This is a genomic window from Flavobacterium sp. Sr18, from assembly GCF_011064265.1.
Taxonomy (GTDB): Bacteria; Bacteroidota; Bacteroidia; order Flavobacteriales; family Flavobacteriaceae; genus Flavobacterium; species Flavobacterium petrolei.
This window is the reverse complement of the sequence record NZ_CP049329.1, coordinates 2,335,568-2,348,907: the sequence shown is the minus strand read 5'-3', so window position 1 is coordinate 2,348,907 and position 13,340 is coordinate 2,335,568. Positions and strand designations below refer to the sequence as shown.

8 protein-coding genes are annotated in these 13,340 nt (G+C 33.1%); 4 read left to right on the top strand and 4 right to left on the bottom strand.

All coding sequences use genetic code 11. The features are described 5' to 3' along the window. The first annotated feature begins 131 nt into the window (after positions 1-131). Entirely contained in the window at positions 132-2,177 is a 2,046-nt protein-coding gene (locus tag G7A72_RS10345; RefSeq protein ID WP_165152405.1) for a M13 family metallopeptidase, read from the top strand. Between the two features lie 93 nt (positions 2,178-2,270). On the opposite strand, the gene G7A72_RS10340 is transcribed toward G7A72_RS10345, so the two are convergent. Continuing rightward, positions 2,271-2,777, bottom strand: coding sequence for a nuclear transport factor 2 family protein (locus tag G7A72_RS10340; protein ID WP_165152404.1), 507 nt, complete (start codon positions 2,775-2,777; stop codon positions 2,271-2,273). 4 nt (positions 2,778-2,781) lie between these two features. Next, positions 2,782-5,244, bottom strand: coding sequence for an AsmA family protein (locus G7A72_RS10335; RefSeq protein WP_165152403.1), 2,463 nt, complete (start codon positions 5,242-5,244; stop codon positions 2,782-2,784). Between the two features lie 604 nt (positions 5,245-5,848). On the opposite strand from G7A72_RS10335, the gene G7A72_RS10330 reads away from it, so the two are divergent. Beyond that, positions 5,849-7,432, top strand: coding sequence for a murein L,D-transpeptidase (locus tag G7A72_RS10330; protein ID WP_165152402.1), 1,584 nt, complete (start codon positions 5,849-5,851; stop codon positions 7,430-7,432). A 189-nt stretch (positions 7,433-7,621) separates the two neighbouring features. Here G7A72_RS10330 and G7A72_RS10325 read toward each other — a convergent pair whose 3' ends face one another. Continuing rightward, positions 7,622-8,449: a Bro-N domain-containing protein gene (locus G7A72_RS10325; protein ID WP_113664502.1), complete on the bottom strand. Its 828-nt coding sequence runs from the start codon at positions 8,447-8,449 to the stop codon at positions 7,622-7,624. Positions 8,450-8,641: 192 nt separating this feature from the next. Further along, positions 8,642-8,956 (bottom strand): HPF/RaiA family ribosome-associated protein, encoded by a 315-nt coding sequence (locus tag G7A72_RS10320; protein ID WP_091255890.1) that lies wholly within the window; start codon positions 8,954-8,956, stop codon positions 8,642-8,644. Between the two features lie 509 nt (positions 8,957-9,465). Here G7A72_RS10320 and G7A72_RS10315 point away from each other — a divergent pair. Continuing rightward, positions 9,466-9,858: a (deoxy)nucleoside triphosphate pyrophosphohydrolase gene (locus G7A72_RS10315; RefSeq protein WP_165152401.1), complete on the top strand. Its 393-nt coding sequence runs from the start codon at positions 9,466-9,468 to the stop codon at positions 9,856-9,858. Position 9,859: 1 nt separating this feature from the next. Beyond that, positions 9,860-13,327, top strand: coding sequence for a DEAD/DEAH box helicase (locus G7A72_RS10310; protein ID WP_165152400.1), 3,468 nt, complete (start codon positions 9,860-9,862; stop codon positions 13,325-13,327). Positions 13,328-13,340 lie beyond the last annotated feature (13 nt).

Genomic DNA, 13,340 nt, shown 5'->3' with positions numbered 1-13,340 from the left:
CTATATAAATCAGTAAAACCAATGGATGAAGTCACTTTATTAAAATTATTTTTGTTTTAAGTATTTACTAATCAATTTATTATAAAAAAGCGACTTTTTTTTAATTATATTTATGTCCTAAAATCCAACTTATGAAACCAAAATCATATCCAATTAAAACACAACTCGTGTTGGTATCATCCATTTTGTTGCTAGGTGCTTTTAACACTTCTGAAAAATCTGACCTGCTCCTTTCCGGGATCAACAAAGAAAACATGGACATATCTGCTAAACCAGGTGATAATTTTGACACCTATGTCAACGGAACCTGGAAAAAAAATACTAAAATACCAGATGATAAAGCCTCTTATGGTGCTGGCTATATGGTTTATGAAAAATCACAAGAAGACGTAAAAGCCATCATCGAAGCTTCTTCCAAAGGTGATTTTGCAGCCGGTTCTGATGAACAAAAAATCGGAGACTTTTATGAAGCCTACATGGACACTAAAATAAGAGATCAAAAAGGAATTGCACCCTTACTTCCGGAATACAAAAAAATTGATGCCATAACCAATTACACTGATTTAGCAGCTTATTTTGGGTATGCAAACACCTCCGGAAGCAACATTCCTTTTTCCGTTTCGGTAATGGAAGATTTAAAAGATCCAACGCAATACATGCTTATTTCTTGGCAAGGTGGTTTAGGATTACCCGACAGAGAATATTACTCTCTAGAAGATGCCAAATCAAAGGAAATCCAAAAAAAATACGTAACCCATATCGAGAAGATGCTGCAACTAGGAGGAATAGCAAATGCATCTGATTTATCTAAAAAAATCATGGCATTAGAAACTGTTTTGGCTGCGCAACACATGAAAAAAGAACAAACCCGTGACGTCGTAAAACTGTACAACAAATACGCTGTTACCGATTTGAGCCAACTCATGCCTGATTTTAATTGGGCGAGCATGTTAAAGAACGCCGGAATCCTGAACCAAAAAAACATCGTCGTTGCTCAAGTTGATTATATCAAATCGCTCAACACAATCATTAAAACTACTCCTTTAACCACTTGGAAAGCCTACCTGAAATGGAATGCTATTCATGGATCAGCGACATCGTTGAACACCGCTTTAGATAAGGAAAATTTTGATTTTTATGGCAAAACACTTAATGGAATACAAGCACAACAACCATTATGGAGAAGAGGTGTTGACCGAGTAAACAATAGTCTTGGCGAAATCGTTGGAAAAGTCTATGTAAAGAAACATTTCTCTCCCGCAGCGAAAGAACAAGTTACTCTTTTAGTTAAAAACCTTCTTAAAGCTTACGGAGAAAGCATAAAAACTCTGGATTGGATGAGTCCGGAAACCAAAAAACAAGCCTTAGACAAACTCTCAAAATTCACTCCAAAAATTGGCTATCCTGACAAATGGAGAGATTATTCTAGCTTGAAAGTTGTAAAAGGCGACTTGTATGGAAACCAGCAAAAAGCCACCACTTTTGAATACAACAGACAAATTAATAAATTAGGAAAACCTGTTGACAGAACCGAGTGGGGAATGACTCCACAAACCGTAAACGCCTATTACAACCCACCGCTTAATGAAATCGTATTTCCTGCAGCCATACTACAACCTCCTTTCTTTGATGTAAAAGTAGAAGGCGCAGCAAACTATGGCGGAATTGGAGCTGTAATTGGTCATGAAATAGGTCATGGTTTTGATGACCAAGGAAGCACCTTTGATGGTGACGGAGTGTTGCGCAATTGGTGGACACCTGAAGATTTAACCGCTTTCAAACAAAAAACAGGCGCATTAGTTGCGCAGTACAACATGTTCAAAGTATTTCCTGACCTCAATGTGAATGGCGAATTTACCCAAGGGGAAAATATAGGAGATTTAGGAGGATTATCCATTGCACTAAAAGCGTACAAAATGAGTCTAGACGGAAAAGCATCGCCAGTTTTAGATGGTTTCACTGGCGAACAGCGCGTTTTATTAGGCTGGGGACAATGTTGGTTAAATAAAACTCGTGACGAAGCTTTGCGAAATCAAATCGCTACTGATCCACATTCGCCGGCAAAATTCAGAGTTAATGGTGTCGTGAGAAATATTCCTGAGTTTTATACCGCTTTCAACATACAACCTACCGATTCATTGTATTTGGCTCCAGAGAAAAGAGTCAAAATCTGGTAATCATAGAATTTACAGTTCATAAAAAACCTCTGCTAAAACAGAGGTTTTTTTATGCAAAAAGAAGCATTCTAGCAGAAATGCAAAATAAATTTATTATTTCGATTTTAAGGTTTTGATCATGGCCTCTTCCAAAGAAGCTTTAACTTTTATTACTTCATTCGAATTTTCATTTGGAATCGTCATTGATAGAACATAGTGTTGAATTTTCCATTGGTTTCCTATTTTTACCAAAACGCCAGAACCACGACAAATCTTCATTTGAGTATCCAATAATTCATCAAACCAAGCTGTTTTTCCGGTTTTATCAAAAAAAACATGGCGTTCCAGAGCCGTAAAACTCCATGCTTTCCCTTTGTCGAAATGTGGTTTTGCATACGCTTGAAAAGCTGTCTTATTCCAATTCTCTGAAGCATCGGTACCAATGAAAACAGCATCATCTGTCATTAAACTGAAATAATCGTTATAGTTAGCTTGCGCTGCGGCTTTATGCCACGCATCAAGTGTGGCGCTGACGCTTGTTTTCGAAGGTGTTTGTTGCTCCATGCTGCTTTTGCATCCGAACAAACAAAAAATGATAAGAACTGCCAGTAGTTTTTTCATACAATTAAAGTTTTTCATGGTTTTTATTCCATCTGATTTTTATTTTTCCATCAACATCAACGGCCAATAAATGCAGTACGATTCCTTTCGTACGTTTTTCAGCTTTTTCCGCTTCATCGGTGATAAGTTCATCTTTTTTTGGATTTCTCAACGGAATAGTCATCGCTAAATTTGTACCTCTGTTAAACGAATAGACGCCATTTACATCTAAATTCAATACATTGGAACTCACTTTCAAATCATTTACATCAACTAAATCTCCATTGATTTTAAAATTTCCTGACAAATCACTAAAAACGATGTGGTTCACATTTCTAAAAGGAAAAGCGAACTTTCCTATATTTGTAATGGGTTTAAAATCGATTAAAGCGCCTTGAACCACCTTAAATTTAGCCGCACCGGAAAGAGAGTTCGTTTTTAATTCTCCGCCAGAAAGTAGTTTTCCTTTAAGCGCTGCCGAAGCTGTTAAAAACCCCTCTATGTTTTTAGGTTCAAAAGATTGAATCCCAAAATTATTCAAGCCTGCAAGGAATCGGCCAATGTTGACCCGGTTGATTTTCGCATTGGACTCCAGCAGAAAATGATCTCCATCAGGTACTAATTGCCCATCAAAAGCAATACTTCCGCCAACACTTTGAACCCAGCCATTTTTGACAATTAATGTATTGTTGAGTAACAAAATCGTTGCTTTCGCATTCGTCGCCTCGAGTTTACTGTAGACCATTTTGTCCGCTTTAACATGTAACGCCATTTGGCTCATTTCAATCACGGAATACAATTCATCTGAAAAATCATCTTTTTTGCTCTTGGTTTTTGGAGCTTTTTTACTAGTACTTGTAAAAACACCCACAAACTGTTTCACATCCAGAAAGGGAGCATAAATATCCCAGTTTACAACCATTTTTTCAGGATTTTCATAATACAACGTCAGGAAATTGTCAATTTTTCCTTCCATAAAAACCATATTCCTGCGGTCTTTAAAATTAATTTTTTTGATTAACAATGCTTGCTCCGTAAAATCAAGCTGAATGTCTGTTTTCACGAAAGTCAAATTCCGTGGACCATAATTTACAGTTGCATTTTTAACGGCTACACTTCCCGTGAATAAGGGTTTTTGTATTTTTAAGTGCACCACATCAAATTTGAAATCCAAATTCACTTTGGCCTGACCATCAGAAAAATGCATCAAATTCGCATTGACTATCTCATTTAGTCGCGAAACGGCAAAGTCCGATTTAAAACTACCTGACGCAGTGGTTTTCTCAAAATTAGAAATAATCCCGATTGGAATTGCAAATGGGATCGTTTTGTATTTCCCTGAAAAATCCGTTAAAGTTATAGTCGAGTTAATGTCGTTACAACCGGCACCTTTTTTATATTGGTTGGTGAATGTGGCCCCAAAACTGCAGTCCGTAATGATTCCGTCCGGTATCGTGAGTTCGTTATTTTTAATTTTTGTCGTCACCACAATTTCCGGATCGCCAGTGACATTCATATCGCCAATAATCGTGCAACCTACATCAATCGGTTTTTTTAAATCAAACTGATTAATTTTAGTACTGATATTAGCACTCAATAAAGCGGAAGCATCGCGCCACAAAATCGTAGTTTTTATGGCAATATCAAAAGGAGACTTGTTTTTATCCAAACTAAAATGGGCGTTGATATCAAAGAACTCCTCTCCAATTCCGAAATTCTCTGTGGCGACACTAATTTGGTTTTTTGGTTCTGAAAAATCAACTTTCAAAACCCCTTCTACCATTCTATTTTGGATAAAACTTCCTCTTTTGGTATTGAAAGCCATACTTTTGGCAAGCGTTTTCAAATACAAATTCGTGTGCCAATTCTCGCTATCATGATCTATTTGGCTTCGCAATGCAACGATATTAAAATCAAATAATTTATGTCCCAATTGATTTTCGGAAATAAAATGCACTTGATCTAGAGCGACTTCTTTTACTTTAGAATCTGTGGAGCTTTTTGACTTTTTGCTTTTTGGCTTAGGCCTAAAAATATTCGTGTTTACAATTCCGTTTTTTCCTTTAAACAAATGCAAAGTAGCCTGCTGGATTTCTATTTTGTCGATGTTAATCTCATTAGAAAGCAATCCCAAAACATTGACACGCACCTCAATTTGTTCCGCTTTGAGCAACGTTCGCTTGTGTAAAGACCACAAACTGTCCTTTAATTCTACTTGGCTTAACGCCAAAGTCATATTGGGGAAACCCTTAAAAAACTTGTAATCAATATCGCCAATATCGATTGTGCCGGTAATATTTTCGTTAATTTTTGCATTAATTTGCGTTACGATCTCCGCTTTATTATTCTTAAAATAAACCGATAAAACCGCGGAAGCTATCACCAAAAAAGCCACAATTCCCAGAAGTAAAAAACCAATTCTTTTGATTATTTTTCGAAAATTTATGGTTTGAAAATAAGATTTTATGCGCTGCAAATATTGATTCATACGTATTCCTTTACTATTTTAAATAAAGGTAGCTAAAAACATTCGGTTTAAGAATTAATAATCCAAAAACGGATTTCACACCCCCTTTGAGCGCCTGCTATGCCATTTTCATTTCTCGAATTTCAGACTGTTCAACCACATTTTAAAAATTAAATTCTGTGAAGTTCAATCTACTTTTTCATCTTGAAAAGTTCAATATTTTAAGATGTTCCATTGAGTGAAATCATATAAAAAGGAATAATTATTGGGTTTTATCGTTTGATGTTGCTTTTGTAAAAAAGGTAATATTATTCGGTTTTTTGTCTCTTTCGACAAAATGGAGTTGCAGGAACAATTTTACATCTTGCAGGACTATTTATTTCATAATTTTTGGTTTTCTAAAAACAAATTGAATCAAAAAAACCATCTCCAAAACAAAAATAAATTCATAACTAATTAATTTACAATTACTTAATTTTAATTCTAATTTCATACATATCCTTAAAGTAAAGATTGAGATGCGTTTTGTAAAAACTTATGCAGTCCAAGGCTGGTAGCACCTTACTGGATTTGATGTATTTTTGTAATGCCTTAAATTCATTCAAGGCGAATTAAAAGTTAATCTATGAAAAAGTTACATTCCCCCATCCTATTGGTTGTTTTTATACTGCTTTTTACTATTGTTTCCTGCAAAAAGAAAGATGGAAATACTGTGGCTGCCAATACTCAAACGAGTATAAATGCTATAGAATTTGCGTTTGACAGCACGCAAATCAAAACTTTCTTCGGGAAATATCCAAAACTGCAACCTTATCAAGGTGAAGTAGAACAATTGTACCGCAAGCATCAATTTCATTATATCTGGTTTGATAAGAATGGTCTTAATGAATTTGCCGGTTTGTTGTACAACAAGGTAAATAATTTGAGCAAGGAAGGAATAGAAACCGTGATTCCGTACAAAGAAAAATTAGACGATATCTATGACAATCCGGACGACAATCAAAAAGCAACTATTGACACGGAGTTATTGAGTTCTGCGCTATACTTTTTTTATGCGGATAAAGTGTACGATGGCATCGATGCTCAAAAATCGAAAGAGTTAGGTTGGTTTTTACCTCGAAAAAGACAATCGTATGTCAATTATTTAGATTCATTGTTGATCGACCCTTCGTTAATTCACAAAGAAGAAAAAGGCGTTTTGAAACAGTATTACCTGCTTAGAGATGTATTGCAGGAATACCGCAAAATAGAAAAGAAAGGCGGCTGGAAAACCATTGCGCTGGATCCAAATGTAAAATCGTATAAACCTGGCGACAGTGCCACTGCCATTGCGCAAATCAGAACACGTTTGTTTATCACCAATGACATTTCCCGAGATTCTAAAAGTGCCGTGTATGATGATGAATTAGCTACCGGAATTTTGAAATTCAAAAAAAGAAGTGGCAATTTGCTGAACAAAACGATTCTTCCGGAACACATCAATTATATGAACGTTTCCGTTGCGGATCGTATCAAAACTGTTATGGTCAATATGGAACGTTGCAGATGGATTTCGAATGACATCACCAAATCCAAGGAATTAATCGTGGTGAATATTCCGGCCTATGAACTGACTTTTTTCAGAGATGGAAAACCAGAATTACGCTCTAAAGTTGTTGTGGGGAAAGCGATGCACAAAACCGTTATTTTTAGTGCGCCAATGAAATATATCGTATTCAGACCGTATTGGAATGTGCCGACCAGTATCCTTAAGAAAGAAATTCTTCCTGCCATTGAAAAGAATCCAAATTACTTGGCCGAACACAACATGGAATGGAAAGACAGCAATGTAAGACAAAGACCTGGACCTGAAAACTCATTGGGATTAGTGAAGTTTTTATTCCCCAATTCGAATGCTATTTATTTACACGATACACCATCCAAAAGTTTATTTGGTAAGGAAGATCGCGCTTTTAGCCACGGTTGCATTCGTGTAGCCAAGCCAAAAGAACTGGCTGCTGCGATTATGAAAGATGACAAGAAATGGAATCCTGAAAAGATAGAAAGCGCGATGAACGGCGGAGAAGAATATTGGTACACGCTCAAAAACAAAATTCCGGTATACATTGGTTATTTCACTGCTTGGGTAGATGCGGACGGCGTGGTTCATTTCTATGAAGATGTTTACAAAAAAGACGAGGCATTAGCAACCTTATTGTTTGATAAGTAAAATTTATTCTATTTAAATAATCATAAAAACCGCAAATTCGCAAATTAAAATATGAAACACATATCTATAATTTGCGAATTTACGGTCAACATTATTAAAACGAAAAGCGAAATACACCAAAAAAATATCGTTTTAAAGTAAATTTGAGACGAACTTAAAACTAGTTGTTCGTCCTGTTTATTGTTTGTGCTATTCTTTTAATTTATTCTTTTCCTCTTTTAAAACTTTAGCATTTTGTGGGCTAACAATTTTTTTACCTGTTTGCGCTTCAATTTGCTTTCTAGTATCGCCGGCAATTTCACCACCTTTACGGGCTATTTTTTTATTATCTGCAAAAGTTTTAGGATTGTTTTCTTTGCTAATTTCTGTTGTGGTTGCTTCTGCCAACATATTTAATACCAATTCTAAATTGGTCATATTATCTCTTAGGTTTTCTTTTTTTAAGCTTTTTAAATTCTTGTATTGTTTAACTGTATTCCCACTCCAAGCTTGGGTAATTATATCGGTAAGTGAAGCAAATTCTTGTCCTTTCTTAACACCTCTATTTTCCCATTCATCGGTGAGCTCTTTTCTAACTTCTATGCTTTTCAGCCGCTGATTAATCCATGCTGTGGAGTATCCTAATTTCAAATAATTTTCCATCGCACGATCAATCGCCTTTTCTGGGTCTTGACTTTCTTCTATTCTTTCATAGCCTATTTTGGCTAACCATTGTTTAAAAGGCTCTGCTTTTGGCGACGGAATGGATTGAATCAAACGGAATAGTTGCTCTGTATCCGCAACATCTGTTAAACGCATCTTACCATCAGGAGCTACCATTTTCAAACCGTTACAATTTGTAACGGTTTCATTTCCTTCAGCCAAAAGTCGTTTTTTTAAAACTCTCCAATACACTTGTGGATTATTACTATCTGTTAAAGCGGCAATAATATCTACAATCGAAAAAAACCATTTCTCTTGTTCGTTATCCCAAGAGGAACGAATTTTTTGGCTTTCAAATAATTTTATGTTTTCCATTACTTTATTCTATAAATTTCATTTTCTCAAATTGCTACTTCTCAATGCCTTTCGATATTAAATTGAAAGTCCTAATTTACTGATAAAATTATTAAAACCACTATCCCAATTCTAAAGAATCTCAACCAAAAAAAAAAATGACACTATCTTATAAAGACAGTGTCATTTTTTTATTTGCCAAAAGGCAACTATTTAATAGGTCTTCTTTTTTTCGAAAGTTGTTTCCAACACTTTTTTGATTTTGTCTAAGGCACCGTGAAAGGCTTTCTCGGTTGTATCCGCATGATTGGTCACCGCTACAGGCTGCATGTTATTTGGTCTTGCTTCGATCAGGCATCGTTTGTCATTTACGCCACCTTTATCGCTGTTTTCGTCACCAAGATGCACTTCTAAACGGGTTATTTTATCTTCAAAACGTGCTAAAGTTGTTGCTATTTCATCCGCAATATACGCTTTCAAACGTGCGTGTCCTTCTACATTGTTGTCTGTGTTGATTTGTACTGTCATGTTTTTATATATTTAATGTTCTCTTCCAAATTTACCGATTGCAGTATAAAAAACCGAGCCAATTAATAAAACATTGGGAAAATAAATAGCAGAAAAATGGAATTTAAGGAAGGGAATGGATTACTAATGGCTCGTATTTTTTTATACCGTTGTTATGGCATGAATTAATCAAAAGCAAAAAATTAAAAGCATTACCCAAAATTAGAGATTTTAGTTGGGATGTAGTTTTTAGACAGCCTTTTTTCTTTCAATTTGTGGACGCGGAAAAGATTTCCAAGCGAGCATTATTTAGATAAATGCGAGCTATTAAATAATTATTGCTTATTGATCTGGACAACTCTTTTATTAGATAGAAAACTATATTTTCACAAACCTTATTATGGTCAGCGAATATTAAAAATTAGATTTTTCCAGTTAATACAACCCAATATTAAAAAAAGAAGTAATTTTCAGACTAGTTTACATAAGAAGGAAAGATTAAATAAAACTTATCAAAAAAATAAGAATAAATGAAAAATATTGAAGTTGTAGCCGCTATAATTATATATGAAAATAAAATTTTATGTGTTCAGCGAGGTGAAAACAAACTGGATTATATTTCAAAAAAATACGAATTTCCCGGCGGGAAAATGGAAAATGGTGAGACAAAAAAAGAAACTGTAAAAAGAGAAATATTAGAAGAATTAGAAATGCAAATCGAAGTTCAAGAAGAATTCATAACTGTTACGCATCAATACCCTCACTTTGTTTTAACAATGCATAGTTTTATTTGCAAATGCGATAATCCGAAACTAACACTAACAGAGCACATTGATTATAAGTGGTTAAAAAAAGATGAATTAGAATATTTAGATTGGGCTGCCGCTGATATTCCAATTATGAAAAAATTAATGACTTACTAAGATGAGTCCAATAAACATTAAATTAACTCAAAGCTTACAAACTGGTTTTATTAATCAAAACGTATCTTCTTACAAGGAATACTTACCACAATTATTGGTAAATGATAAAACTGAAGGAAAAAAAATTCTATCTACAATTATTAACGAATTAAATAATTGCGAAGAATTTTGGTTTTCGGTTGCATTTATCACTACTAGTGGTGTTGCTACCTTAGTAGAAACATTAATTACCCTTGAAAAAAAAGGAATTAAAGGGAAAATATTAGTTTCTCAGTATTTAAATTTCACTCAACCTGAAGCTCTAAAAAAAATTTTACAATTTAAAAATATTGAACTAAAAATTGCTGTTGATAATGCATTCCATTCAAAAGGTTATTTGTTTAAGAAAAAGGATATTTACAATTTAATAATTGGTAGTAGTAATTTAACCGCTTCAGCACTTTGCACCAATATAGAATGGAATTTAAAAATAACAGCAACACCGATTAGTCATATTATTTTCAATGCTATTAAGGAATTTACTACTGAATATGAAAAAGCATTATCTGTAGATATTGCATTCATTGATAATTATGAAATATTGTACAAAAAACAAATTGACTATACTAAATCACTTAAAAAGAAATTATTTATTTCTAATATAAAAGAAATAACTCCAAATTTAATGCAGGAAGAAGCGTTAGCCAACATTGAACAATTACGAATTCAAGGCAAGACTAAAGCTCTTTTAATATCAGCAACAGGCACAGGAAAGACCTATTTATCTGCATTTGATGTAAAAAAGGTTAATCCTAAAAAATTCCTCTTCATTGTACACAGATTAAACATTGCTAAAGCCGCCAAAAAAGGTTACGAAACAATTTTTGGCAATTCAAAATCTATGGGGATATACTCCGGAAATCATAAAGAATTAGATGCCGATTTTATATTTTCAACCATCCAAACAATTTCTAGAGATTCACATTTAAAACAATTTAATCCAAATCATTTTGAATATATCGTAATTGATGAAACACATAGAGCAAGTGCTGAATCCTATCAAAAAATATTGAATTATTTCAATCCTAAGTTTTTATTAGGAATGACGGCAACACCCGAAAGAACAGATGGACTTGATGTTTTTAAGCTGTTTGATTACAACATAGCCTATGAAATACGTTTACACAGAGCATTAGAAGAAAAAATGCTAAGTCCATTTCATTATTATGGAGTTACAGATATAACGGTTGATGGAAAAATATTAGATGAAGATTTTAATTTCAATTTTCTCGTTTCTGAAGAACGAATAGACCGAATAATTGAAAAAGCTAATATTTATGGTTGTGATAATGACAAAGTCCGTGGATTAATTTTTTGTTCCTCGAATAATGAATGTCTAGCTTTATCAAATGGTTTTAATCAACGAGGCTATAAAACTATTGCACTTTCAGGTGATAGTTCCGAAGAACAAAGAGCTCAATCAATAAAAAATCTTGAATCAAATGAGAAAGAAAATCAATTGGATTATATATTCACTGTTGATATTTTCAATGAAGGTATTGATATTCCAAGTGTAAATCAAATAATAATGATTAGACCTACTCAATCTGCTATAGTCTTCATACAACAACTTGGACGTGGGCTAAGAAAGATTGACAATAAAGGATATTTAACAGTAATAGATTTTATTGGGAATTATAAAAATAATTTTTTGATTCCTATTGCATTGTATGGAGATACAACTTATAATAAAGATTCGATAAGAAAACTCATCTCAAGTGGCAGTGATTTAATCCCTGGGACATCTACAATCAATTTCGATCAAATTTCAAAAGAAAGAATATTTGAATCTATAAATTCTGCTAACATGACATTGAAAAGAGACTTGGTAAAGGACTATACTCTTTTGAAGTTTCAGTTGGGACGTATTCCTATGATGATCGACTTCTTAGAACATGGTTCTAGAGATCCGTTCCTTTATGTAAAATATTCAAAGTCATATTTAAATTTCGTGATAGAATTAGAAGATAATTTAGAATTGCATATTGACATCAGGGAAAAGAAACTTCTTGAGCTTTTTTCAAATGAAATCAATAATTCGAAACGCATAGAAGAGAGTCTAATTTTAAAGCACTTAATTCATTCAAAAAAAATAGACATTGAAAATTTTAAATCCCAAATTAAAAAGGAATATGGATATTTAATCTCTGACGAAACTATTGATTCTTCTTTAAATAATTTAAATTTTAAATTCATAACTGAAAATAAAGACAAGAAACTTGTTACAGTCAATAAAATTTATGGGTTTAGTATATTAGAAAAAGTAGGTGATAAAATTATTATTAATGAATCGTTCTCAAAAACTTTAAATAATTCAATCTTTTTTCAATTCTTAGAAGACAATATTGACTACTCGATTAAAACATTTAATAAATTATTTAAGAAGAATAAATTCATTAATGGCTTTGTCTTATATAGGAAATATTCAAGGAAAGATGTTTTTAGAATATTAAATTGGGAAAGTAATCCTTTAGCACAAAATGTTGGTGGATATTTGATTAATTCAGACAAAACAAATTGCCCTATTTTTGTAAATTATCATAAGGAAGAAAGTATTTCTAGCACTACTAAATACGAAGATCGTTTTATAAGTAATTCAGAATTTGAATGGATGTCTAAATCAAAACGCACTTTAAATAGTCCTGATGTTAAATCAATACTAAATCACAAAAGCGAGTTGCGTTTACCTTTATTTATTAAAAAAAACAATGATGAAGGGACAGAATTCTATTTTATGGGAGATATGAAACCTACAGAAAATGGATTTGTCCAAACTTCTATTCCTGATGATAACGGAAAACTAGTATCTGTAGTTAAAATTAACTTTACAATGAATCATCCTGTTGAAGATTCTATCTACGAATATTTGACAAATGGTAAAGATATAGAATTAAATTCAAAAGAAATCATTGAACCAATTCCTGTTGTTGAAATCAATTTATCTCCTTTTAGAGTCTTACCTTTCGATGAAATTAATCAATATGTAAATTGCATTCCATTATACGATATTAAAGCAGCTGCCGGTAATTTTAGTGACTTGCAAATTAATGAAGAAACTGAATGGATTGAATTAAGCAAACCTTTTAAATATAATTCAGATTATTTTGTTTGCAAAGTAATTGGAGAGTCAATGAATAAAATAATCCCAAGCAATTCTTGGTGCCTATTTAAAAAAGACACAGGTGGCTCTAGAAATGGAAAAATTGTCTTAGTTCATCAAAGTAACATTCAAGATTCCGATTTCGGAAGAGGTTTCACAGTGAAATCATACGAAAGTAAAAAAAGTATAACGGAAGAAATCTGGTCACATAATTCTATAATATTAAAACCACAATCATATAACCCTACTTTCAAAAGCATAGTATTGGTAGACGATGATGATTTGATTGATTTAAAAGTAATAGGGCTTTTTGTAGAGATCTTAAATTAACAAAATTGTCATA